The organism is Phocaeicola vulgatus ATCC 8482, assembly GCF_000012825.1.
In the GTDB taxonomy this organism is placed as follows: Bacteria; Bacteroidota; Bacteroidia; order Bacteroidales; family Bacteroidaceae; genus Phocaeicola; species Phocaeicola vulgatus.
In genome coordinates this window covers 288,431-313,729 of sequence record NC_009614.1, presented here as the reverse complement: position 1 = coordinate 313,729, position 25,299 = coordinate 288,431, and the positions used below count along the sequence as shown (strand labels likewise).

General features: G+C 43.7%; 22 protein-coding genes. 7 read left to right on the top strand and 15 right to left on the bottom strand.

What is annotated here, in order from left to right; all coding sequences use genetic code 11:
- Positions 1 to 2 precede the first annotated feature (2 nt).
- Positions 3 to 662, top strand: coding sequence for an ABC transporter ATP-binding protein (locus BVU_RS01030; RefSeq protein ID WP_005843614.1), 660 nt, complete (start codon positions 3 to 5; stop codon positions 660 to 662).
- Between the two features lie 11 nt (positions 663 to 673).
- Here BVU_RS01030 and BVU_RS01025 read toward each other — a convergent pair whose 3' ends face one another.
- Complete coding sequence (locus BVU_RS01025; RefSeq protein ID WP_005843617.1) at positions 674 to 1,627, bottom strand: FimB/Mfa2 family fimbrial subunit; 954 nt, start codon at positions 1,625 to 1,627, stop codon at positions 674 to 676.
- Between the two features lie 82 nt (positions 1,628 to 1,709).
- Positions 1,710 to 3,104 (bottom strand): iron-containing alcohol dehydrogenase, encoded by a 1,395-nt coding sequence (locus BVU_RS01020; RefSeq protein ID WP_005843618.1) that lies wholly within the window; start codon positions 3,102 to 3,104, stop codon positions 1,710 to 1,712.
- A 76-nt stretch (positions 3,105 to 3,180) separates the two neighbouring features.
- On the opposite strand from BVU_RS01020, the gene BVU_RS01015 reads away from it, so the two are divergent.
- On the top strand, positions 3,181 to 4,014 hold the full coding sequence (locus BVU_RS01015) for a CvfB family protein (RefSeq protein WP_011964665.1): 834 nt from the start codon (positions 3,181 to 3,183) through the stop codon (positions 4,012 to 4,014).
- A 123-nt stretch (positions 4,015 to 4,137) separates the two neighbouring features.
- Complete coding sequence (locus BVU_RS01010) at positions 4,138 to 5,091, top strand: hypothetical protein (RefSeq protein ID WP_005843622.1); 954 nt, start codon at positions 4,138 to 4,140, stop codon at positions 5,089 to 5,091.
- Between the two features lie 305 nt (positions 5,092 to 5,396).
- On the opposite strand, the gene BVU_RS01005 is transcribed toward BVU_RS01010, so the two are convergent.
- The 6 genes from BVU_RS01005 to BVU_RS00980 all read right to left on the bottom strand — a co-directional run bounded on the left by BVU_RS01005 (position 5,397) and on the right by BVU_RS00980 (position 12,667).
- Positions 5,397 to 6,755 (bottom strand): transposase, encoded by a 1,359-nt coding sequence (locus tag BVU_RS01005; protein WP_008667781.1) that lies wholly within the window; start codon positions 6,753 to 6,755, stop codon positions 5,397 to 5,399.
- A gap of 183 nt (positions 6,756 to 6,938) precedes the next feature.
- Positions 6,939 to 8,255, bottom strand: coding sequence for a TolC family protein (locus BVU_RS01000; protein WP_005843625.1), 1,317 nt, complete (start codon positions 8,253 to 8,255; stop codon positions 6,939 to 6,941).
- Positions 8,256 to 8,267: 12 nt separating this feature from the next.
- Positions 8,268 to 9,362: an efflux RND transporter periplasmic adaptor subunit gene (locus BVU_RS00995; protein ID WP_005843627.1), complete on the bottom strand. Its 1,095-nt coding sequence runs from the start codon at positions 9,360 to 9,362 to the stop codon at positions 8,268 to 8,270.
- A 73-nt stretch (positions 9,363 to 9,435) separates the two neighbouring features.
- Entirely contained in the window at positions 9,436 to 10,677 is a 1,242-nt protein-coding gene (locus BVU_RS00990; protein ID WP_005853705.1) for an ABC transporter permease, read from the bottom strand.
- 4 nt (positions 10,678 to 10,681) lie between these two features.
- Positions 10,682 to 11,938, bottom strand: coding sequence for an ABC transporter permease (locus tag BVU_RS00985; RefSeq protein ID WP_005853707.1), 1,257 nt, complete (start codon positions 11,936 to 11,938; stop codon positions 10,682 to 10,684).
- Between the two features lie 9 nt (positions 11,939 to 11,947).
- Positions 11,948 to 12,667, bottom strand: coding sequence for an ABC transporter ATP-binding protein (locus BVU_RS00980; RefSeq protein ID WP_005843634.1), 720 nt, complete (start codon positions 12,665 to 12,667; stop codon positions 11,948 to 11,950).
- A gap of 152 nt (positions 12,668 to 12,819) precedes the next feature.
- On the opposite strand from BVU_RS00980, the gene BVU_RS00975 reads away from it, so the two are divergent.
- Together BVU_RS00975 and BVU_RS00970 are read left to right on the top strand one after the other, a co-directional pair.
- A complete protein-coding gene (locus BVU_RS00975) occupies positions 12,820 to 13,791 on the top strand; it encodes an ROK family protein (protein WP_005843636.1) in 972 nt (323 codons plus the stop codon).
- Positions 13,791 to 14,180, top strand: a complete 390-nt coding sequence (locus BVU_RS00970; protein WP_005843638.1) for an L-rhamnose mutarotase — start codon at positions 13,791 to 13,793, stop codon at positions 14,178 to 14,180. The genes BVU_RS00975 and BVU_RS00970 overlap by 1 nt, the downstream gene beginning before the upstream one ends.
- Positions 14,181 to 14,280: 100 nt before the next feature.
- Here the strand turns inward: BVU_RS00970 and BVU_RS22615 are convergent, their stop codons facing one another.
- Positions 14,281 to 14,415 carry a hypothetical protein gene (locus tag BVU_RS22615; RefSeq protein WP_005843640.1) on the bottom strand — a complete coding sequence of 45 codons (135 nt, stop codon included), beginning with the start codon at positions 14,413 to 14,415 and terminating at the stop codon, positions 14,281 to 14,283.
- A gap of 472 nt (positions 14,416 to 14,887) precedes the next feature.
- Here BVU_RS22615 and BVU_RS00965 point away from each other — a divergent pair, with 472 nt between their 5' ends.
- The gene (locus tag BVU_RS00965) at positions 14,888 to 15,874 is read left to right on the top strand and encodes an isoaspartyl peptidase/L-asparaginase family protein (RefSeq protein ID WP_008670369.1); all 987 of its coding nucleotides are present in this window, start codon (positions 14,888 to 14,890) and stop codon (positions 15,872 to 15,874) included.
- A gap of 519 nt (positions 15,875 to 16,393) precedes the next feature.
- On the top strand, positions 16,394 to 16,471 hold the full coding sequence (locus tag BVU_RS22610) for a hypothetical protein (protein WP_229035920.1): 78 nt from the start codon (positions 16,394 to 16,396) through the stop codon (positions 16,469 to 16,471).
- 353 nt (positions 16,472 to 16,824) lie between these two features.
- Here the strand turns inward: BVU_RS22610 and BVU_RS00960 are convergent, their stop codons facing one another.
- From BVU_RS00960 to BVU_RS00935, 6 genes are read right to left on the bottom strand one after another with little or no spacing between them, the layout of a single operon-like run.
- Positions 16,825 to 19,587 (bottom strand): alpha-L-rhamnosidase, encoded by a 2,763-nt coding sequence (locus BVU_RS00960; RefSeq protein WP_011964663.1) that lies wholly within the window; start codon positions 19,585 to 19,587, stop codon positions 16,825 to 16,827.
- 16 nt (positions 19,588 to 19,603) lie between these two features.
- Complete coding sequence (locus tag BVU_RS00955) at positions 19,604 to 21,028, bottom strand: rhamnogalacturonidase (protein WP_011964662.1); 1,425 nt, start codon at positions 21,026 to 21,028, stop codon at positions 19,604 to 19,606.
- A gap of 15 nt (positions 21,029 to 21,043) precedes the next feature.
- Positions 21,044 to 21,847: a hypothetical protein gene (locus BVU_RS00950; protein WP_005843648.1), complete on the bottom strand. Its 804-nt coding sequence runs from the start codon at positions 21,845 to 21,847 to the stop codon at positions 21,044 to 21,046.
- The gene (locus BVU_RS00945) at positions 21,844 to 22,542 is read right to left on the bottom strand and encodes a DUF4450 domain-containing protein (RefSeq protein WP_011964661.1); all 699 of its coding nucleotides are present in this window, start codon (positions 22,540 to 22,542) and stop codon (positions 21,844 to 21,846) included. The genes BVU_RS00950 and BVU_RS00945 overlap by 4 nt, the downstream gene beginning before the upstream one ends.
- Entirely contained in the window at positions 22,520 to 24,004 is a 1,485-nt protein-coding gene (locus BVU_RS00940; RefSeq protein WP_011964660.1) for a glycoside hydrolase family 28 protein, read from the bottom strand. Before BVU_RS00940 ends, BVU_RS00945 begins: the two co-directional genes overlap by 23 nt.
- A gap of 17 nt (positions 24,005 to 24,021) precedes the next feature.
- Complete coding sequence (locus BVU_RS00935; protein WP_005843654.1) at positions 24,022 to 25,296, bottom strand: rhamnogalacturonan acetylesterase; 1,275 nt, start codon at positions 25,294 to 25,296, stop codon at positions 24,022 to 24,024.
- Between the last annotated feature and the right edge of the window lie 3 nt (positions 25,297 to 25,299).

The following is a 25,299-nucleotide window of genomic DNA, read 5'->3' as shown; positions in this document are numbered from 1 at the left end:
TTATGATAGAATTACAGGGAATAACGAAGAGTTTCGGGACATTGCAGGTACTGAAAGGTATTGACTTGATGATAGAAAAAGGAGAAGTGGTAAGTATTGTGGGTCCCAGCGGTGCGGGGAAAACTACATTATTGCAGATTATGGGAACGCTGGATAAGGCGGATACGGGTACTATTTTACTGAATGGTACAGAAGTGAGTTGTTTGAAGGAAAAAGAGTTGTCGGCTTTTCGTAACCGGCAGATTGGCTTTGTGTTCCAGTTCCACCAGTTACTTCCTGAGTTTACAGCTTTAGAGAATGTGATGATGCCTGCGTTGATAGCAGGTACATCTTCTTCCGAAGCTATGCGGAAAGCCAAAGAAACGCTAGCTTTTTTGGGCTTGTCCGAACGTGCTTCGCACAAACCGGCTGAATTGTCGGGAGGGGAGAAGCAACGGGTGGCGGTAGCGCGTGCATTAATAAACAACCCGGCGGTTATCCTTGCGGATGAGCCGTCGGGCAGTCTGGATACTCGCAATAAAGAGGAACTTCATCAGTTGTTCTTTGATTTACGTGATAAGTTAGGTCAAACTTTTGTTATTGTTACTCATGATGAAAATCTGGCTCGTTTGACAGACCGTACTATTCACATGGTAGATGGCAGGATCTCTTTGAAAATTTAATAGAGTAAAGATCAGTTTAATGATATGTGAATACTGTCATGCTGTTCTTTCCATTTGTCTATCTGGAATTCTCCGGTATCTCCCTCTTCCAGTAGTACACCGTCCATACTCAGGTTGACTGTTGTTCTTGTCCCGGCATTAAGTTGTGTAGTTAGTTTTTGTTGGTAATGCTTTATTGTTCCGTTACTTAACTGTACAAAGATTTGAAACATAGGATTAGGCTGAGAGGGGAACACCGATACAAAATTATTGTTGAATTCTGTACGGTTAGTGCTGGGTTTCAACCCGAAGCTGATTGTTTTGAAAGTGCCTTCGGGCCGGGCTGAAAAATAATTCAGGTTGCTATGGATATTACTGATGTATATCCACATTGAATCAATGGCATCACTGAAAGCATCACCGTTTGTTTCAGACACTATGACGCTTAAGGCTGCTGAAGCATGTTTAAGATGTGCTTGCAGGTCATCTTTCCCTATATTTATATTTTGTGTTCCGTATACAAGGCTATGTATCGGGTAGTATACCGTATCTCCCGGTATTTTCCTTAATCCTAAACTGGTTGTATTCAGTTTTTTGCCTATAATTAGCGTGGGATCTGCCAGATAGGCATCACCTGCTGTACCAAAGTAATCGGGATATCCCCAATATATCACATTGTATGTACCTACAGGAAGCCTTAAAGGATATTTTTGGGATTTTCCTATTCCATTCGTGATTAAGTAATATGCTGGAAAAGGAACTTGTTTTCCCTTGGCTGTATAATTGCCTATATAAAAACTTCCATTCGTTTCACAAGGTAGTACTTCTAATGGACCATTGTAAGGATCTGTGCTACTTTGGCTCAGAGTGGCATATAGTGCCGGAGATACCAGATCTTCTGGTTGGGGAGTGACAATGTCACAATCCTCGTTTTTACCGCACGAAGCTAGCAGTGCCAGTAAAGGTAAAAATAAAAACTTTCTCATGTACATCTTTAGTTTAGGTTTGAATACTCCCTATAACAAGATATGGATGAGAAAGTTTGAATGGTATAGGAGAAAGTTATGCTTATACTTTCTCGGGAAAACTGGCTTTCAGGATCTCAAATGCCCGGACATAATCTTTTTCGAAGACTAGAACCTTTATTTCCATTCCCGGAATATAAGCCAAAACTTGGGCTGTATATTCTCCCTGCAACATGGATTCTATACCTTCATTTTTTAGAAGATCCTGTAACATGTGTGCGCGGACATCACTTTTGAAAGAAGTAAGAATAACTGTTTTCATACTCGTTCCTTCTGTATCAGTTGTTTCTTTTTTCGATTTACAGTTTTGCAGAATCCGGCGTGCCACTTCTCCCGTTACATCACCGTCCTCTCCGTATGCTGCGCCTCTCTCATTGAACCGGCGTACTATTTCTTCAATGGTATCATCGCCTATTCCTGCTTCATCCAAGCGAGTCTTAAGTCCTAAATTTCTAAAGAATTCTTCAGTTTTTTCTATGGTTAGCGATACCCGTACACTGGGAACTCCTGAAGTAACCCCCCAGATACGTTCGCCATATTGTAGTATTTTGTCACGTTTTTTATCGGCGAGTGTCCGTAGAGTTCCGGGAAATACGATTGCCAGGGTCTGGCCGTGTGTCATGCCATGTAGTGCGGTCAGCTCATGCCCTATCATGTGGGTGGCCCAGTCTTCGGATACTCCCATAGCAATAAAACCGTTCAAAGCCATAGTGGCGGACATCATAAATTCACTCATCAAGTGATAGTCCTGTTTGTTTTCTTTGATTTGCGGAGCGATTTGTACCAATGTACGAAGGATGCTTTCGCTCCAGCGGTCCATTAGATAAGATTCGTTTGTTTTGGTCATGTATTGTTCCATGACGTGTACAAAAGTGTCTGCCAGTCCGCAAGCTATCTGATAGTCGGGCAGTGAGAAAGTTACTGTCGGATCTAGGATAGAAAATACAGGATGGGAGGAGAAAAATGGATATTTTTCATGAGTTTCACGGCATGAAATTACAGCTCCGTTATTCATTTCTGAACCTGTGGCGGGAATGGTTAGCACAGTTCCTAAAGGAATCGTGTTTTGTGCACTGCCTTTTTTAACCAGTTCCCAGGCATCTCCGTTGTAGGGAATACCAGCGGAAATCAACTTGGTGCCGTCTATAACTGAGCCGCCACCTACTGCCAGCAGGAAGTCAATGTTTTTTTCTTTGCCTGATTCTATCGCCTTTTTCAAGGTAGATATATCGGGATTTGATTCTATTCCCCAAAACTCCGTGTAATCACGTCCTTCAAGGGCTTGGATTACTTGTTCATAGACTCCATTGGTTTTTACACTGCCACCTCCGAAAGTGATCATGATTCTCTTGTCGGCCGGTATCTGTTGGGACAATTGGGCAATCATGCCTTTGCCAAAGATGAGGCGTGTAGGATTGTGAAAGATAAAATTATCCATAACTAATTGGGGTTTTCTTGGTTAATACTGAGTAAAGATAATGCTTTTTTCCTATCTTTGAGAAAAAATTTAGCTAATGAACGTAAAACTGGGAAAATACAACCAGCTGGAGGTTGTAAAAGAAGTAGATTTTGGTGTTTATTTAGATGGAGGCGATGACGGAGAGATTTTATTGCCTACGCGTTATGTACCCGAAGGCTGTAAGCCTGGCGACGTGCTGAATGTCTTTCTTTATCTTGACAATGAGGAAAGGCTGATAGCTACCACTTTGCAGCCGTTGGTGCAGGTGGACGAGTTTGCCTGTTTGGAAGTGGCATGGATTAATGAGTTTGGTGCGTTTTTGAATTGGGGATTGATGAAAGACCTTTTTGTACCTTTCCGTGAACAAAAGATGAAAATACAGAAAGGGAGAAAGTATATAATACACGCACATATAGACGAAGATAGTTACCGCATTATGGCATCTGCTAAAGTGGAGCATTATCTTTCTAAAGAACATCCCGACTATCGGCTGGGACAGGAAGTGGATATCCTGATATGGCAGAAAACAGATTTGGGATTTAAGGCTATTGTGGAAAATAAGTTCAGTGGTTTGCTTTACGATAATGAGATTTTCCAACCTTTAGAAACCGGTATGAGGCTGAAGGCTTATGTAAAGCAGGTGCGTGAGGATGGTAAGATCGATTTGGTTCTGCAAAAGTTGGGCGCAAAGAAGGTGGATGATTTTTCGGAAGTGTTATTACAATATATTAAAGATCATGAAGGCTTCACTCCATTGAATGATAAAAGTGCTGCTGAGGATATCTATGATGCTTTTGGTGTCAGTAAGAAAACTTTCAAGAAAGCGGTGGGGGATTTATATAAAAAACGCCTGGTTGTTTTGGAAGCTGAGGGGATACGCCTCACTTAGTGGAGCTTTTCCCTACCGGATATAGGAAAAGCCCTATGAACTTATGGGGAAAATCAATTGTGGGGGAAAGCGATTTCCCCTATTTTTGTGCCATAGAACTAACAAACTAAAAACGGAACAGCTATGAAAAGATGGACTACATTACTGATAGTGATTTGTATGCTAGGTATAACTATTCCCGCAATGGGGGCCATGAGTATCAGCAAAATGAGACAGAACACTCGTTTCCTTACCGACCGTATGGCATATGAACTGAAACTCACTCCGCGGCAATACAATGATGTATATGAGGTGAATTATGATTTTATCAATAATGTCCGTTATCTGATGGATGATGTGGTAAGAGGCTATGATTATGCGTTGGAACGTTACTATGATTTTCTGGATGTGCGTAATGATGATCTTCGTTGGATACTTTCCAGTGCGCAATATCGTCGTTTTATGAGGGCTGAGCATTTCTACCGTCCCATTTATGCGCATGAGAACAAATGGCATTTCCGTATTTATCTGGTATATAATAATGTGAATTTTTTCTACTATGGCAAACCGCATCATTATGCTAGTTATTGCGGAGGGCATTATCGTACTCATTTCAATAATGTCAGTTATTATAAGACCCATTATCGTGACCATTACCGCCATGATGTGTACGATGGCCATTATCGTATCCGCCATGACAGAATGACGTATGATATGCACCGTCGTCGTGATTTCAATATAGCTGTTCGTCCTCCACAAAAGGAGCATCATCGCCCGGCCACTCCTCCTCAGACTCGTCCAAACAGACCTCAAATCCATCCTGACAGGCCGTCGGGTGATCATCGTCGTCCGTCTGTTCCACAGGCAAGGCCGGACAGACCGAAGAAGGATCAGAATAACAAGCATGATGGGCGCCCTTCACGACGTGGACAGAACTCACAGGTTGATAAAGACCGTCATGAAAATAGGCGTATTACTCCATCCGGCAGGGATGTGAGAAGAGGAAATGGTAAGAAAGAGAAAGATTCGGACCGTTCAGGAGGAAGCAATAAAAGTAATTCTAAGGAAAGAACAGCAGTGCGTATGCGTACGGTATAGTATGATTTGAAAAACAACGAAAACCGACGTAAATAAGAGTCCGAAACACAATGAATTGTCCGGAATTGTAAAGGTCGTTTTTATGATGATTCACCACAGGTCAACGCAGAATCTGATTATGAATAGGGATATTCAGTAAATGTCTCTAAAAAATAAGATGGCATATGAAGATGATAGGGCATGACCATTTCATATGCCATTCTTATTGTCATTTTTCCGTGCTTTCTCACATACTTCTATCCGACAGGACATGACGTTCCGGAAGAAGTCTGATGACCTCTTCTGATTCTGTGAGTAAAATCATATCATGCTGCTTTAGCTGTTTTGTTTCTGATTTTTTCTATCATCAGTATGGCATTTGCCGTATGTATTCCAAAGAAAATCCACAGTATTTCCGTCTTCCTGTTTCTGGCCTTTATCCTTGAGAGCGAGTAATGTTGCTTTTGAGTGCCGAAGCTTCCTTCAAGCCGTGTTGCCCTTTCTTTTGAGAGTTCGCTTCTAAGCACCTTCCTCAAAGGCTCATCTTTGGCCGCCCTTCCCTTGCGCACAAAGGATGTGGATATCCCATATTTTGTACAGAACTTTCTGTTGGCATTATTGGCATATATGGAATCGGCAGCCACACATCTTACCCTTACATTCATAAGCTTCTGCTGCATACGGATACAGTCCTTCAAGCGTATACCCTCATTGAATGCCTTGAACGAGAGGTGTTCGATGAACGATATGCCGTCTATCTGTATATTATTGACCTTTGCACCGAACTCGACGGACTTGGTTTCCTTGCCTCTGACGATGGGACGTACATAATGACGGTCAATGCTGACGATGCGGTCACTGACTTTCCGCCCTTCAAACATTTCCTTTTCTTGTACAAGCACCTTTCTGATGATGGAAAGACGCTTATGATAATCCTGGGTATATCGGAGTAAAGCACCGTACTCGCTATGGATCCCATCCCTTTGACTGAGGAGCTTTTCAAGAAGCTTGATCATACGGCGCTTAAGCATTCTTGTCCTTGAAGCTCTCCTCTTTCTTTTCTTGCAGTAGGACAGATAGGATTCCGCCACATTCCTGTATTTGTTGCGCGGACGCCTTATGCCCAACTCCCTGCAATGCCGGCATATATGCCTGTAGAGCCATTCGAGGCTTTCCCAAAGGAGTTTCATGTCCGTAGGAAAACGCATGTGGCTTTCATAGCATGTGGCATCGGTCATGCAGACGTGAAGGTTATCAAGATAAGGTTTCCAGTGTGAAGCCAGGAGCTCCTGGAAAGAATCAATGTCAAGGCGGGATGCTATCTCATTACGGATGGCACTGACTATCTTGAAGTTGGTTATGGGAAGGGACGGGGGAATCATAATTCCACAGAAAATCTGGTAGTGTATGTTCCCGTTCAGATGTTCCACCAGTTGCCTGTCGGAGAATCCGGTGTATGCCTTCAGGACCATAAGGGCGATCTTTGCGGAAGGACTGAATCTGTTCCTGCGTCCCAGGCGCCGGTCCGACAGGCCGGCGGCTTTTGCCATACATTCAAACGGAAAGACCGAATGAAGCTTGCCAAGCTCACTCTCATTAAAACTCTTGCGGTATTTTTCCAGAATATCAAATTCTGTAAAACCCAAAGTAGGGTGAATTTCTGAAATATTCACTATCTTTGCCATATCTTATTAGTTTGGATATTTCCCCCGTTTTGGCCGTCAAATCTTATTTTCGGGGGAATACCTAAAGATACAAAAAAGCCAACTAATTCGCAATACTTTGTGTATGAATTAGTTGGCTGATTTTGTAATATTTAATGAATGTCCCTGAATAGACTGTGAAAATCTGTGGTGAATCTTAATAATTTATTCCAAAGTAAGAGGAACTCCTTTGTAGAAATCCAGAATCTTGGTACGGAACAGATAGTCATATTTTGCTTGAAGCATATCCGAAACGGCTTTCATCCAATTGGTACGTGCCTCATTGTATTCAGTAGCGTTGGCTTTACCATTGGCATATTTTTCGCTCATCAGACGGAAGGAAGCTTCAGAAGCATCCGTAGCTGTATTACTGCTTTTGTATTTGCTTTCGGCAGCTACTGCATTATAGTATGCTTGCTGTATTTCTTTGAAAAGAGCCTTTTTGCTTTCTTCCAACTTCCATGATAAAGCAGTGCGCTGGATGCGTGCGTTCTTTACTTTATTTCGTGTGTCAAAACGGTTGAACAACGGAATGCTGAGTGAGAATTGCAGGTATTTATTAAAATTTTGATGCCACTGGCTGCTGAATGAAGCATTTTCTACTCCTGAGATATTATAGTAGTTTGTTCCTATACCTGCACTGAAGTTTAATTGCGGATACCAGGAACTTTGGGCAATACGGATATTTTTGGCCGCACCTTCCAGACGAAATTGGGCTGCTTTAATACTTGGTTTGTTCAGAACAGCTTGTGCATAGATATCTTCGGGAAGTGAAAGCAGAGTAAAATCATCCTCTACACGGGGAGATACTACTCCAAATCCGTCAGGAGTAGGAAGTTCCAACAGCTGGCTCAGTTCTAACAAAGCTAACTGATAGTTATTGTCAGCCTGTACTGCTGACATTTCGTCTTGTGCGACGCGTGCGCGGGCTTCATAGACTTCGGCTTCAGATGCTTTCCCATTTTTGAAATAGGCTTCTTTCAATTCCAGCTGTTCCCGGCTTAACTCTACTTGGTTGTGAGCTACTTTTGCCAATTCTTCATTAAAAAGAATTTGTAGATAGGCAGAGGTGACAGAAATGCTGATATCTTCTTTGGCCTTGTTCAAGTCTTCTGTAGCTGCTTTCAGGTTCAGTTTGCTGAGAGCGATGTTGTTCGGTATCCGCAATCCTGTAAATAAAGGAATACTGGTACTGAGTGAGAAGTTGGTGTTTTTGGTATTACGGTCGCCATACGTATTGTCTGCCTGCAAGGCACGGCCGAAGTTAAATGACTGGCCCACATTACCGTTCAGATTAGGCAGCCGGCTGTATTTAGCAGTATTCAAATCCACTGCATTCTGATCTCTTGCAGCTTCCTGTTGCTTGATACTCAGGTTGTGTTCTATAGCATAATCAATGCATTTACGTAAATCCCATTTTTCTTGGGAAACGGCCGGTAATGCAGTCAGGGTGGCCAAGGCTATAATGATTTGTTTCTTCATAATGATATTCTGTTATTTCTTTTCTGCTCCGCGTACTTTTTCATTGACATTCAGACCGTTCTTTATTTCAATCTGGATACCGTCACTCATACCTGTAATAACGGCACGACGGCTGAATTTCTGTGAAGGTACACTATCTGTCAATACGTATATAAAAGTAGAGTCGTTTTTAAACTCAACAGTACTTTCGGGTACTGCCAGTACCTTGCTGGCACGTGCCAGAACGATTTCCGCATTTGCGCTATATCCGGAACGGATGGTAATACTGTCGGGGACTGTGATGGCTGCTTTGATCTCAAATTGGTTGGCACCATTTTCTTCTACACCTTTAGGAGAGATATATTCTAGTTGTGCATCAAATTCCATGTTTTGTAAGGCTCCTAAAGTTATTTTTACCGGCATGCCTTCGTGTATGCGTCCTACTTCCGTTTCATCAATATTGCCTCGGAAAATCAGATCATTCATGTTGGCTACGGTGGCGATAGTGGTTCCGTCATTGAATGTGTTGCTCATTATGACGGAGTTACCGGCTTTTACGGGCACATCCAAAATCAATCCGTCAATAGTAGATCGGATAAGGGTACTACTGAATGAAGCCTTGTTTTTAGTGATACCTTCTTTGACTATTTCCAGGTTATCTTTGGCTGTTTGTAATTCTTCACGTGCCTGTTTTACGGCTACTTCACTCTTTTCATATTCTTCACTGCTGATAAGTTTGCTTTCGAACAGTTTTTTCATACGGGCAAAGTCCGTTTCTCCTTGTCTGGCATTGATTTCTGCCAGTCTTACACGGCTTTCTGCCGAGTTTAGTTGTCCCAGTTCGGGGATCACCTTTACTTTGGCAATCACTTCTCCTTTCTTTATTTTTTGTCCGGCTTCCTTATATACCTCGTCAATGATACCTGAAATCTGCGGCTTAATCAGAATCTCGTCACGCGGTTCTATTTTTCCGGTAGCTACAGTGGTCTTTTTCAGATCGGTGATTTCTGCGTTTAATATAGTATACACGCTGGCTTTGGGTTGTGATTTTTGATAGAGAAATACAAATGTTCCGATGAATATCAGTGCAACGATGACTAATAGTGCAATTTTTACATACTTTTTCATATCTGTTTGTTTTATTATTTTTTTATTCTTGTTTGTTCTTGCATGGAAACTTTATCCGTTACGTCGGACGGCTTTATTCGTCTCTTATAGCCTCAATGGGTTTGATGGCCATAGCGCGATAAGCCGGTGCCAATCCGGCCAGCATACCTAGGACCATCAATAAGATGCAGGCCCCGACGGCCATCCAGAAGCTGATTTGGAAATGAGCCTCTGTACCCGAAGCTGCCGTTCCTATTTCCAGCCCTTGTAAGATCAAGACTCCGAAACTAATTCCCATCAACCCTGCAAAAGTTGTCAATACCATGCTTTCAGAAAGAATTTGGTTTAGAATATCTTTAGGGCGTGCGCCAATGGCTCGGCGGATGCCGATTTCGGTTGTACGTTCTTTCACGGTAACCATCATAATATTGCTTACTCCGATAGCTCCTGCCAGCAATGTTCCCAAACCTACCATCCATGCCAAAATTTTGATTCCTGTGAACAGATTGTCAATCATGCTGAACATTGCTTCTGCATTGACCATGATCACCGCTTGTTTGTCGTCCGGGTGGATATAGTGCGCTTTCTTGATTACTTGTTCTATTTTGTCAGCTATACTGGTAACGGTCACACCCGGTTTTACGGTAATACAGACTAAATCAATGCGCTTTCCAAAATTGTATGCTTTTTGCATGGTAGTAAATGGAAGAGTTACACTATCCTCTGTTCCTGCATTGATATTCATGTTACTGGTTGATAAGCTAACACCTACAATCTGATAGTAAATACCATCCACACGCAAATATTGTCCGCATGGGTTTCCTCCTTGGGGAAACAGTTCGTCGTATACTCGTTTTCCTATGGTGCATACTTTCCGGCTTTCCAGTATGTCTACGTCATTGATAAAGCGCCCCATTGTAATATTTTGAGCTTCTATCTTTTCATAATCAGGTTGTAACCCTCTGACGGCACAGGAGCTTTTCTTGTCTCCGAAAATAGCAGTAGAGCCCCATCGGCTGATATTGGGAGTGATAACTTCTACTTCCGGTACGGCTTGGCGGATACGTTCCACATCGTTAAACTCCATATCCCAATAACGTCCTTTTCTAAATCCTTTATAGGCTTCACTGGTTTTATTACTTCCGAAAAAAACGGAATTGGTGGCGAATCCTTTAAAGTTGGCCGACATCATATCTTGTAGTCCCTGGCCACCCCCCATAAGGGCAACCAGCATGAATATGCCCCAAAAAACACCAAAAGCGGTCAATAGGCTACGTGTCTTGTTTCTGGTAATGGTGATGAATATTTCTTCCCACCTGTCTAAATCTATTCTCATAATTTTAATCTGCTCTAAGTGCTTCGATTGGTCGGATCATGACGGCCTTGCGGGCAGGAAAGAAACCTGCCAGTGTACCGGCTATCACCAATGTCATGGTTGCTTGTATGGCTATACTGATATCTACTGTGGGATTGAGGAAAACTGTTTCGGTGAAAACGCCTGCGTCTACAGTTTGGTTTCCTGCCACTGTGTTCATGTATTCCGTGGCAGCAATGCCTGCCACCATTCCTATATACCCGAAAAAGGTGGTAATTGTTACGCTTTCGGCTATGATTAGCCATAAGATAGATATAGGTTTGGCACCCAACGCTTTGCGGATACCAAATTCACGGGTCCGTTCTTTTACTGTGATCAGCATGATATTACTTACACCTACGATGCCACTCAGCAAAGTGAATATGCCTATTACCCAAATGGCTATAGTCAGAATGCGCATACCTTTTTCTTGTTGCAGGAATTGGGTGAAACGGTTCCACATCCAGATAGCGCCTTTGTCATCAGCTGTAAACCGGTGGTGTACGCCGATAGCTTTGCGGTACTCCTTTTCAAAGATTTCATTTTTTTCTTCTGTATCGAGTCCTTGTGTCATAAATATCAAATTGTTCAGCTTGTCACCTTTATTATATATGAGTTGTAAGGTGGTGAATGGGATGAAGGCGTTAGGTTGGAAACTTCCCTTGTCGGTAAAAAGGCCTACCACTTGATATACTACTCCATTGGCGTTGACAAATTTTCCGATAGCTTTGTCTGCGTCTTTTTTAAAGAGCATTTCTGCGGTTTTTGTATGAAGAATGATTACTTTTCGCCGTTGACGGATATCGATGTCATTGATAAATCGCCCCCCTGCAGGTTTTACTCTTTCTACATCCTTATGATTAGGGTATACTCCTTCCAATGTGGTGGATACATAGTCTTGTCCATATGTTAAAGTCACATTACTCTGACGTACGGTAGCTCCTACACTGATGACATTTTTGGGAAAATCGGTTTCGGTTATCCGATAGTCTTTATTGTCCAGTTCAATGCGGCGTCCTTCTTTTAATCCGTCGTATGCTTTGGAAGTCCAGCCGGGAAATACTTTGATGGAATTCATAGCCATATCTGCAGATGAGCTTTCGAAAGCATGGATTAGTCCGTTGCCTGCCCCCAGCAGTACGATCAGCATGAAGATACCCCAAGCTACGGCAAAGCCGGTGAGGAACGTGCGTAATTTATTGCGCTTTATTGTTCCGAATATTTCTTGAATAAGATCAATCATGTGTGTCAGTTATTTCATGAATCCGTTCTTGCCGAAAGGAGAGGCATTATGGTCTATGTTTTCTTCAATCCGTTCAATCAGTCCGTCCTTGATATGGATGATTTTGTCCGTTTGGTTCGCTACTCCACTTTCATGAGTGACGACAACAATTGTCAGCCCCTCGTTTTTATGCAGTTCTTTCAGAATATTCATCACTTCCACGGATGTTTTGCTGTCCAGGGCTCCGGTAGGTTCATCGGCAAGGATGATTTGCGGTTTGGATATCAAGGCACGTGCTATGGCTACACGTTGTTTTTGTCCGCCGGACAATTCATTGGGCATATGATGCGCCCATTCTTTAAGACCTAGTTTGTCAAGGTATTCTAATGCCATTTGATTCCTTTTTTTTCGGCTCACTCCCTGATAGAAGAGGGGAAGAGCTACATTTTCTACCGCATTTTTAAAAGAAATCAGGTTGAAAGACTGAAAGATGAATCCTATCATCCGGTTTCTGTATTCGGCAGAGCGGGTTTCACTCAGATTCTTGATTAATACATCGTTCAAATAATATTCTCCCGAATCGTAATTGTCCAAGATGCCTAAAATATTCAATAAAGTGGACTTTCCGGAACCTGAAGCCCCCATAATGGAAACAAACTCACCTCGTTCTATGTCGAGGTTGATACCTTTCAAAACATGTAGCGGAGCTCCGTTATGATAGGTTTTGTTGATATTCTCTAAATGTATCATTACCGATGAATTTAACTTGTGTTTGTCTGGTTAGACGTGCCGAAGATACAAAAAGTTGCAATGCTATATGAAATAATTGAAAAAAAATTTGCTCTCTTTTTTCTCATTGTGTACATTTGCTCAAAATAACTAACCCTAAATAATAATATATCATGGTAACAGGCATGGAAAAACCCTACGTAGTAGGTATGGACATTGGCGGAACTAATACAGTTTTTGGCATCGTAGATTCGCGTGGTAACGTATTGGCTACCGATTCAGTTAAGACACAATCATTTTCTAAGATAGAGGATTATGTAGAGGCTGTCAGTTCAAAATTGCGTCCGTTGATTGAATCGTTCGGTGGCGTAGAAAAAATTAAAGGTATGGGTGTAGGTGCTCCTAATGGAAACTACTATAACGGAACCATTGAATTTGCTCCGAATCTTCCTTGGAAAGGGGTGATTCCCTTGGCTACTTTGTTTGAAGAAGCAATAGGTGTTCCTACTGCCTTGACAAATGATGCTAATGCTGCCGCTATCGGTGAAATGACTTATGGTGCGGCTCGTGGCATGAAAGACTTTATTATGATTACTCTTGGAACCGGTGTTGGTAGTGGTATCGTAATAAATGGACAACTGGTTTACGGACACGATGGTTTTGCCGGAGAATTGGGACATGTGATAGTTCGTCGTGACGGACGTCAGTGTGGTTGTGGTCGTAAGGGCTGTTTGGAAACTTATTGTTCGGCTACAGGTGTGGCACGCACGGCACGTGAATTTCTGGTTGCCCGTCCCGAACCTAGTTTGTTAAGAGATATCCCGGCTGAAGATATTGTATCTAAAGATGTTTTTGACGCGGCTGTAAGAGGGGATAAATTAGCACAAGATATCTTTGAATATACAGGACGTATTTTGGGTGAGGCTTTGGCGGATTTCATTGCTTTCTCCAGCCCGGAAGCGATTATCCTGTTTGGTGGATTGGCAAAATCAGGTGATTATATCATGAAGCCGATCCGTAAAGCTATAGATGATAATATCTTGAAGATTTACGAAGGTAAGACTAAATTGTTGATTTCTGAATTGAAGGATGCTGATGCCGCCGTGTTGGGAGCTAGTGCATTAGGCTGGGAAGTAAGAGAATAATGGAAAACAAAAAGCAAGGATATAAAGTTCGGAAATATCAGGGACCGGTAAAACGTTATTGCCAGATGTTGAATCTGAAAAACGATGCGGCCTTGATAGCCGAGTATAGAAAGCGTCATTCGGAAGGCAAGGTTTGGCCGGAAACATTGGCAGCTATTCGTGAAGTCGGTATTTTGGAAATGGAAATTTATATCCTGGGAACTAATTTGTTTATGATAGTGGAAACTCCTCTCGATTTTGATTGGGATACGGCCATGGCCAGAATGGCTACGTTGCCTCGTCAGGCAGAATGGGAAGAGTATATGTCTGTCTTTCAACAGGCAGAGCCGGGAGCGTCTTCGGCTGAAAAATGGCAGTTGATGGATAGAATGTTTTATCTATATGAATAACTTTCATTCTAGATAATAATAAGAAAAGGATATGATAAAAATCATATCCTTTTTCTTATATTATAAAATTATAAACTTGTGTTCTTTATGGTAGAGCTCATCAGGCATTAGCCTGTTGGCTCATTAATTTCTGAAGCTTGTATTGCAAAGATTGGCAAGCAGCTCCCTTTCTCATTGCTTTGTATCTTCTTAACTGATACTGCAACATCTCGATTGTGTCATTTGTTCTTTTCATAATTACATCTTTTTTATGTTCTCCCGTTTGGAGAACTGGTTATTCCTAAAAACCTTTTGTTTTCTCTTTTACTACTGCAAAGATAACACCAAAATTCCTATTTATGTTTTAAAACATAGTATCAATCCGCTTTATTTAACTTTTAATGTGTATTTTGTCTTATGGTTTAGTATACGTTAAGAAATATAACTGTAAAAATGTCACTTATAATCTGACAGGGAAATGTTCATTAACAAATGTGGCGGATCTCCTTAAATCATGTTAGAGAACATAATTTTCTTTTTGTCGAATTTGCAAATTTCAATAATGTTCGTACCTTTGCATTGTGTTTTTCATAGTATTAGATTTAAGGTTAACAAAGGTTGGAGCAAGGCGTTGCTCCTTTTTTTATGTCTATATCTCTGCATAAAGTTTCCTTTTTACAAATTGTTTTGTTACATTCGCACCATACTATTGATATTAAACTACTATTATGAAACACTTATTTATCACAATTCTGCTCTTATTACCATTGTGCCGCATGCTGGCACAGGAGAGAGAATACGTAATTGTTGTTCATGGAGGTGCCGGTGCTATGGAAAACCTCGAGGACGATAAGGAGAAATCAACCTTGTATTATGCGGCTTTAGATTCAGCTTTGAGCATTGGAAATGCTATACTGTCTGCCGGAGGCGAAGGGCCTGAAGCGGTAATGGCAGTTGTCAACTACTTTGAGAATAACCCCTTGTTCAATGCAGGTAAAGGGGCTACTTGTACCAGTGCCGGTACTTTTGAGCTGGATGCTTCTATTATGGAAGGTAAGGATTTGACAGCAGGAGCTGTCGCCGGGTTGAAAACGGTGAAGAATCCGATTAATGCAGCTTATGCGGTAAAAACTAAAACACCTCACGTGATGCTGGCAGGTGAGGGTGCTGACCGGTTTGCAAAGTCACAAGGACTGGAAATTGTGGATAATATGTATTTTGCTACTCCTAAGACGTTGAAGTGGATAGAGGATTTGAAGAAGGAGAGCAAGAAGAATGGAACTGTGGGCTGTGTGGTACTGGACAAGCAAGGTAACCTGACAGCGGGAACAAGTACCGGTGGTATGTTCAAGAAGCAATGGGGCCGTGTGGGAGATTCTCCGGTGATTGGTGCAGGTACTTATGCGGATAATGAAGGTTGTGCTGTGTCGTGCACCGGGCATGGGGAGTATTTTATCCGTCACGTCGTAGCTTATAATCTTTCTACTCGTGTGAAGTTGCTGCATCAGCCTGTCGGGGAGGCTGCCGATTATATTATCCATCAGGAACTGAATACCAAGGAGGGAAATGGTGGATTGATTGCAGTGGACAAGAAAGGTAATTTTGCCATGCCGTTTAATAGCGGAGGCATGTTCCGTGGCTACTTGTATAAGGAAAAAGGAACAGGCAAAATTTCTAAAGCAGTGGGCATAGGGAAGAAGATGAAAACTTTATAATTTTAGTTCCTGTTTGAATTTTCCTCCCACCTGCAACAGAGTTTTGCAAAACTGCTACCACTACTACCATCCTCTTTCGTAAACACCCATGAACAGGGCGTTTCAAAGGTGGTGGTAGCAGCATGAAAAAACATCTGCTACCACCACTTTTTATCTGTTATCACTTCCCTTTCCTCTGATAGTTTGGGAATTCCTGTCACATTTTGTCTTAGCTTCGTTACCCCTTGGAATAGACACATCCGTTTGAAAGCTGTAGGCTGTATGTAACGATACGGACGGTTGGTATGCTTATCGGGAACCGGTACGGATGGCATCTCGACTATTCACTGACGGAAAAGTTTTGGAGCTGTAGAATGTTAGCGGGACTTTCATCCGAAAAAGGCATCTGCAAAAGACTTTGGCATCCGATTCGTCCTTAAAGGATCTTATCCGTATCCCTAACCCTTTCCTGACGTATGGTTAAGGCTTTTCTTCCTGCCTGTTTTATCTCCGCAGGCCTTTGGAGTTAACTCCATAGCCTTGGGAGATAACTCCAAAGCTTATGGAGATAACTCCAAAGGCTATGGAGATAGAACATATCCGTATAAAAAGGCTTAACCTGGAGAAAGAAAAGGCTTATGCTATAGGGTAGGGAGTGATATACATTCAATTGAGGCTTGACTACTCCTACAGTCATGATGTTTGAAGCGATGCTGGATATCCTGTCGGTTCGCTGATGCGGCTGTAACCGGAATATAATATGCGGCAGGCTGGTAATGATCAGACGCTTAGGGAACATTTGGATACTATCCGTAAATACGCCGTTTTGCTATAAAATGCTGTCTCGCTGCGGCTTGATCGGTTGCAGGTGCACTCACTGAGCATGAGGTAAAAAACATTGGCGGAATTAATTCAGTCTTTCAAATACAGTCTGGATTAACTCCGCCAATAGGCTGCCACTATCGGATATCTTATTTATAAGTAACCGGTATCAACCTTACACTACCATTCAATCCCGATGGCAATGGTTGCCAATCAGTATAAGGTACCGGTTTGTATTGCAGATTCACCACATTGATTTCATTGAAGATACGCCATTTCTCACCCCGACGATCCATATCCGCAATGCGGTTGGCAGGCAGATTGGTCACTTCTATTTCTATCTTGTTATCTCCCGGTTTCAGCCATTTGCCTACTTTCAACTGATAAGGTACGGCCCATGCCGTTCCGGCATCTTGTCCGTTGATGCGCACACGGGCACTTTCCCGCACATCGCCCAAATCCAGTATCCAGTCATCGGCGGGAATATGGGGAACAGTGATGATATTGGTATATACTCCCGCCGCCATGGTAATCGGAGCGTTGGGGTGAGCAATTTCAGTCCACGAAGACGGAGTGTCGATATCAAATGTACCTTCTATCCGGGGAGTGCTTTTTGTAAAATGAAGTTTCCAGCCGTGATCAAGGCTGAGGCTGACAGGTTGTTCTTGAACGTATTTCCATTCGGCAACGTCTGTCAGGGTATGGTTGAAAGTTTGCAGGATCACGCTTTCGCCGGAATGCAGTTGGAGGTGTACTTGGGTTTTGCCTTCTTGCTTGCGGGTTTGTGCTTTCCCTTTTTCTCCCGTCATCGGATTGAACAGCATGACACTTTCTGCGGGAACGGCTAAGGTTATCCAGTCGTTTACTCCTTTTTCCTGCAATGAGGAGATGAAATAATGATGTCCATCGGCATGGGAGCGGCGGATACATTGTAAGCCATACCGCGTTTTCATCTCTTCGGGAACAACACCGCTTTTTTCCAAGGCAGATTGATAGTTGTTTCCTGTAATGATGATCCCTTTTTGATAAGGAGTTGCCACCGTCTCATCGAAAGAAGCAATTTCCGGAAGTTGCTTTTGTAATTGCGCAAAGCCTTTCCGGCGTGCTTCCAGTTTTCCATAACCGGGTACATCCTGCGGATAGTTTTCGGTAAAGATGATAGTAGCTCCGGCTTGTGCCAGCTTTAGTAAATGGCCGAGTACCTCGGACGGCATTAGTTTTACAGCAGGAATGATGATGGCCTTATAGGAAGTTCCTCCTTTGGTCAGTAATTTGCCATTTACGCAACGGGTGCTTTTCACAAAGTTGTCAGAGATATAATCCATGTCATAGCCGCAATTGCTGATGGTATGAACGGTTTCTATAAACTTGGGAGCACGTTTTGCCATATCATGGATGCTGAACAGCAAAAGACGGCCCGGCTGTTCCTGCCACATATCATATACAGGCAGATAAACAAGAAAATCATTGTCCGGTTTCCCCATTTGCAGGAAAGACTGGCAACGGGTGATATATTCAAAGAAAGCAGGAGCATCCTGCCAAATGTTATTGGTAGGAGACATGTCAATAGAGGCATAGAACTTCCATCCCGGCCATTTGGCTTCTTTGGGACTGTAGGGAGTTCCGTGGAAAAACATGTGGTTTACACCTGATACGAACATCAAATCCATATCCGGTTTGCACTGGGAAAGTGAGGTACGGAAATGTTCTGTCAGCCAGGTGAATGTTTCGGATGAGGTGTAGGGCTTTCCGGCGATATGAGCGGCGGAAGAAGCATATTTCAGCATGGAAAGGTCGGAGTCATTCTTACGTGTCAGGGAATCTTGACGCAATCCTTTAATATGGAATTGCGACAGGCCGAACCCTTCGCATTCGGGAATGTCCACGGAGGCATAGGTATCTATCAGATTGGCAGGGGAACCGTGTGCCTGGTTACGGGTGATGCTGCCGTGACCGTGTGCCCAGTTAGTCCATTGGGTACTGAAATTCTCAATCAATAAATCGGAGATGGTTTCGCGATAGTCACTGACTATGCGGGCGGTGGTTTCATTACGGTCCTGAGCTATAAATTCAGGGAAGTGTTCTTCCAGTTTATAGCCGCGACGGCGGGCGAATTGTTCCAGAAAATCAGGAGTCCAGTCAGCACCATATACTTCGTAAGAGTCATTGAAAAAAGTATGTGGAAAATTGGTCTTGTTTTCTTTAAAGGCTTTGTCAAAGTTGGCAAAATAGCGTTTTACGGCTCCTTTATCCAGGTGGTTCATCACATAGCCTTCTCCACCGGGAGCAGCACGTTTCACTTTTTGGAAAGTCTTGCCTATATATAAGGTGATGATATTCCAATGTCCTGCCGGAGCTTTCCATTGTAATTGTCCGTTCTTCGCTTTGGAAGTGAGGTTAAGACATTGCTTATTGTCCGCATTATAGGCCATAACCCGGCTTAAAGTGGCTACAGGGCGTTGTTTTTCTTCTTCTACTTTCAAATCTAGCGTAATTTCTTTTCCACCCTCTACTTGATAGGATTGAAAAATAGCTTTGGTAGCAGCATCTGTCATACTCACGTGAGGACCGCCGAAGGGCCATCCGGTACCGGTGTTCATATCTACTTCAATACCGATACGTTTTCCTTCAGCTTCAGTATGTTGCAACATATTCATCCATTGCGGGCTGAGGAAAGGAAGGTTATTCTTATCGTTGCCTTGAACACCATAAATAGGAGTGATTTCAACACCTCCCAGTCCGGCTTTGGCATATTCTTCCAGATTGTAGGTCAGATTGGTTGCATCGACAGCACTTCCCAGCCACCACCAGCGGGTGGCGGGGCGAGCTTCGGGTCGCACTGCCGGCCATTCTTGTGCGTAAAGGCTACTTCCGGCCAGCAACAGGCTGAAAAATAAATATTTTCTCTTCATTCTATTTTGTTTTTTATTAGTTGGCTGTATTGAACTCTTTTCCATCCACTGTGATGTTCCTGTATCTGATATCACTGGCATCATCCGTGACAAACAAGGGACGTCCGTCCGCTTTCTCGTAATGGAAATTTACATTGTCCAAGGTGATGTTGCGTGCGTGGCGGATGTAGAAACCTTTGGCGGGAATCGTTCCGAACATCCACGGTTCAGGATATACTTTCTCTTGTTCGGGAGGAGTCAGAAGTCCGTCGGCTTCTGTATATCCTCCTTGGTGATAGATATGAATATCGCTCAGTGTCACATCTTCAATAAGGGCTCCCGGTATTCCGCTGATAATGGAGGAGTAGCGCGAGTCGGCATTAAATACATTGACGTGGCTGATGAGGATGCGTTTCATTGTGCCCACGGGTGTTCCTTGCGGGCTGCGCATCCGGGCTCCTAACCGCAGGAAGATGGGGGCGTTGACAATATCGCGCATCGTGATGTTACTGATGACGATATCTTCCAGTTTGCCACCGTCCACTGTTTCCAGGGCAAGTCCGCGACAACGCTCGAAGATGCAGTTGGTGATGGCTATGTTTTTGAAACCGCCGCTGGATTCCGTTCCTAATTTAATGCGTCCCGTTACAAATCCGTGATCCGGCGCTTGGGGCTCGTCCCTTTGCCAAGTGCAATCCAATACACTGCCACGGTCGTATCCGCTGACAAAACAATCGGAGATGGTTACATTTTCCGTATCCTTGAAATAGCCTAATCCGTAGGACGCTTTAAGCACGATAGCGTCATCCCAGGGAGCGTTGACGGTGCAATGACTGATGCGGACATTTTTGCAGCAGTCTATGTCAAAACCGTCCCGGTTGGTATCTACTTTCACGTTCAGAATGCTCAGATTGTCTACTCCTGTAGCCAGCAGGCCGAAATGACCGCAATGCAACAAAGAGAAGTCTTTCAATGTCACGTTCTTGCAGAGTTTCAAGCTGATGGCTTTATTGCCTACACCGGGCAGACGGCTTTCCTCACGGGTGAGTCCTTTGCCATAAATCAGTCCCGGTCCGCTGATGGTGATGTCTTCCAGACCGATTCCCCAGATAAGTGAGTTCTTCCAATGACTGTGTCCGAAATCCTGGAATTGGGTGTGTTCATTCGGTTCTGCCGGGTCATAGCCTTCCGTTGCTGATGGAAAGGCGCCGACAATCCGTGCTCCTTGTTCTATATACAGATGTATATGGCTGGCCAAACGTATGGAATAGCAGGCGTATTCTCCCGCAGGGAAATAAACGGTTCCTCCCCCCTGGGAGGCAGCTTCCTCAATGGCCCGGTTTATGGCGGGGCTATCAATGGTAGTACCGTCGGCTTTCGCTCCGTAATCTTTTACATTATAGATCTTTGCCTGTGCTGTCCATGTGCTGAGGCATAAAAGGAAGAGTATGAGTTGTTTCATGGTCTGTCTTTGCTTTTACTGAATGGGCATTAGTTTGAATTTGCGTAAATAAGATGCATTGCCATACATGGTATGCTCATCGGATAAATTCCAGAATCCGTCTTTAGAGGCAGGGTGGGCATCCCAGTCAATCACCGCCCAGCATAGTCCGATTTCATTTCCTTCCTTTAATAAAGTAGGGCGAGATAGTTCGGGACCGTCGGCATCCGCATGGTCAAAGGGGGTGATATAGAATTCCAATACCAGCTTACCCGCTTCTCCCTCCTTGAAAGAGTACTGATAGGCATAATCAGCGTATGGCTTTTGTTTCAGCCATACCTGAGGACCCCATAACATACACCAGTCATTGCCGTGAGCCGGGGTGAAGATGTGATAGTTCTGGGCATGGCATCCGTGAAATTTGAACCAGGCTTGCCACACATCTTTGGGAGCTGTGGGATGAAAACGGTCGATGAACGGCCCCCCTGAACAATCGCCATCCACCACTACTTCAAAAATATCCGTGTTCAAGGAGTTCTCACTGAACCGCCAATAATTATCGTATGCTTCATATAGAAAATACAACTTCTGAGTTTCTGCACACCAACCTACTTTGACACTGACTTTCAATGTGGTAGTGTCCGGCTGTGCATGTTTTCCCTCGTCTTCCTTTAAAGCTGCTTCCGTTATCTTATAATCAGCCGGAACGCAATCCCAGTCGTGGGTATTGCCATCTATGGCAGGAACCTTATCTGCCGGAAATTGGTACACCTTGAATTCCTGTGCCTGGGCAGACAGGCATAGGAAAAGGAAGAACAGGTATGGATACAATCGTTTCATTTTGATCGGGTTTTATGTTCTTTCCCGAATAATCCGGGTAGCATGAAATAATTATAATCGCCTCGTTGGTAGAAACAAAAGTAGAGCTTTTCTTGCGGTTTCCACGGGCATAGGGCAGAGATGACGGGGGCATCTGTCTTTTTACCGGAGTTGAATAAAGCAAGCGGGGATGCTTGTTTATGTCCGTCGGACAGACGAATTTCGGAACCGATGGGAGATACCCCATGAACCGTTCTCAGTTTCATGCTTTCACCATAATAGGTGGTAAAAGCGTTTCCTTCTATACTGAATACATTATGGAAGCAGGAGGCTACCGGAATACTGTTGTCTGTTACGGCAGAGTCGTCTGCACCGTCGCATGCACCGAAAGCCCAGCAAAGTTTGAACTCTTCGGGTAATCGCTCACCCGAAACCTCCATGATAAAACCATTACTATCCGTCAATGGACATACAATCAGCTTTATTTCACCTTCTTTCCATAATTTATCTTTAATGGTATAAGCCTGTCCCTTTTTCTTGACACTGCATTGGTCCAGCCAGCAACTTTCATTGCCGCAAACCACTCCCAGACGGAAAGTTCCCGCACCTTTGGATAAACGGAAGGGAAGAGTCTGGGCGTTGTTGCCAAAGACAGACAACAGCATACAGAGAAAGAACGGAAGTAGCCGCCGGCTATAATTCCATGTTGTTTTCATAGCTGATATCGATTTGTGCGTTCTTATTGTTTTTTTCTTCCACACGACTGCCGTCTTCTACTTGTAACCGGACATCTTCCAGGTGGAAGTCTTCGGTAAAGATAATGCTTCCTGCTTTATTTACCTTGGCTTTTATGCCGGAAATATGGAAATTCTGCAAAGGCAGTTCCTCATTCCAGCCGGCAGCAGTGATAAAGATTTGCACATTAGTAGCTTTTACATCGCTGAGCCATACATTACGGAAATGCGGATACCCTTTTTCTTTAGGTGTGACAGGAGTCAGCATAACCTTCCAATGTTCGGGAATTTCCTTACCTTCATATTCAGCCGGCAAAGTAGAATAACTATAGCTGGGGTTCCAGTTCAGGTCCGCTGCCAGTACATGGCGGACATGGTCTGCTGTCACTTGGGTCATGTAGATATTTTCTACGGTTCCGCCGCGGTTCATGGCAGATTTCAGACGGAGGGTGGAAGAGGTTCCGTATGCTTGGAGGTTATATCCCAATACATTTCGGATGCAGCCTGAAGTTTCGCTGCCGCAGGTAATCAGTCCCGCACCTTTACGTGCAATGCATCCACGAACAATGATATTTTCTGTGGGGCGGTTTACGCGCAGGCCGTCGGCATCCCTTCCGGCTTTCAGGCAGATATTGTCATCGTTGCAATCTACTTCGCAGTTTTCAATCAGGATATTGGTGCTGGAATCAATGTCAATACCATCCGTACTGGGACCATGCCCCCCTATGTTATTATTGATTTTCAGTCCGTTCAAGGTACATTGGTCGGAATACAGCACTTGGCAACCCCAAAATCCGGTACGCATCAAGGTAAAGTCTTTCAGTGTTATATGGCGGCTGTTCGAGATGAGCATACCTCTTACACGTTTGCAGTCGTAGTCCACAATCCACCGCAGTTTGCGTTTCTCGTAATCCTTCCGCATGGTCCAATATTTATCCCAGAATATTTTTCCACGACAATCCAACGTACCTGCTCCGCTGATAGCTGCGTTTTCCGCATCCAGAATATTGATGACTGCCGAGGGCCATACCATTTCGATACCTGCCACGCGGGAGCGCATTTCGGGGTATAAATCAATATTCTCACTGGCTATCAGCGTCGTACCTTGGTTGAGGTGGAGGTTTACATTACTTTTCAGGTAGATGGCACCAATCCGGTAGTATCCCGGGGCTACTTCCACTGTTCCCCCTCCGGAACGGTGGCATTCGTCAATGGCTTTCTGCAGGGCGGCAGTGCTTAACCGGGTGCTGTCATTTTTCAATCCGTAATCGGCTGCTTGGAATATTTTTCCCTTCGGATAGGTTTTGGCTCCTACTTGGGCAGTCCACGAAAGGTCAGGAGTTCCCATCCCTTCTCCCCATTGGAATCCGGGGAGGGATTGGGCATTGGTAAAGAGGGTACCTAAGGTAAATGATAGGGTTAATAATAATGTTTTGTTGTTCATTTGTTCCTACTTTTAAATTAATTGCCGTCCGGCTTTTCAATTTCTGTAAACGGGCTGTCATTCCATTTGAAACTGTCCAAAGCATCCGGATGTGCAGGATTGTAACCGGAATAGTCGCTGCGCAAATAGTTAGCGATAGGTAATCCCGCTTTCTTTATCCCTTCAATGATACATTTGGAGATTTGATAAGCTCCGTAAGGATTGAAGTGGGTATTATCTGCCAATACCCTGTTTTGTCCCGGATAGGTTCCGGCAGGATAATGTACGAATGCCTTTTTGGAAGGTTCCACCCCCATTGCTTCATAGAGGGTACGGGTCATTTCGTTGAGATCGATCAAAGGAACGTTTTCTTTGGCAGCCAACCAGCGCATTGCTTCGGGATAATCTTCGTGAGTATCTCTGATTTTCCCGTTTTCATCGAAACTGCGGCGTTGTGTCGGGGTTACCAGTACAGGATAGGCTCCTCGTGCCCTTGCCTCATCAATGAATGTTTTCAAGCTGGTCATAAATGAATAATAAGCTCCTTTACCGGGACCTTTTTGCTTTTGGTCGTTGTGACCGAATTCCATAAAAATATAATCTCCGGGTTTCATTTGTGTCAATGCCTTTTTCAGTCGTCCTGCACCGATAAAAGTATTGGCGCTTTCGCCGGATTCTGCATAATTGGCAAAACAAATGCTGTCATTGAAGAAGCGGGGAATCATTTGTCCCCAGCTTGCCCAAGGTTCATTGTCCTGGTCTACTACCGTGGAGTTACCGCATAGGAATACGGTGGGTACATTATTTACTTTCTCAATAATCAGTTCGGACAATTGGGGTGCATCCCCGTTGAATTCCAAAGTTAGTTTGTCATCCCAGTTCAATTTTTGGCGTTCACGCGGTTTGATGCGCACATTTTCTTTTTCCGAAATATGTGTGTTGCGCTTGTTGATCACGAATGTACAAGATTTTAACTCCCCTTTTTTTGTCTTCACATTTTCGAAGAAAAGGCGGCGTGATTCTCCTCGCACTGTTGTTTCTCCGGCAGCGCGTTTGTTTCCTATCACGGCTGTGACATGGTAGTTTCCATCGGGAACCGTAACAGAGAAAAAGAATGGAGCTGTACTTTTACCTTCCGGAGAGGGCTGTCTGTCATATCCGTATCCCTTTTCCTCCGAGTATCTGTCGGCGGGAGTTATTTTGGTATAACCGTCTTTCGTCTTTTTACCTGTGGTAAAATCGAATTTGTAAGTTTGTGCTTCGACTCCTAATGTCGCTAAAAGTCCAAGAGCTAATAGGGCTATCTGTTTCATGAT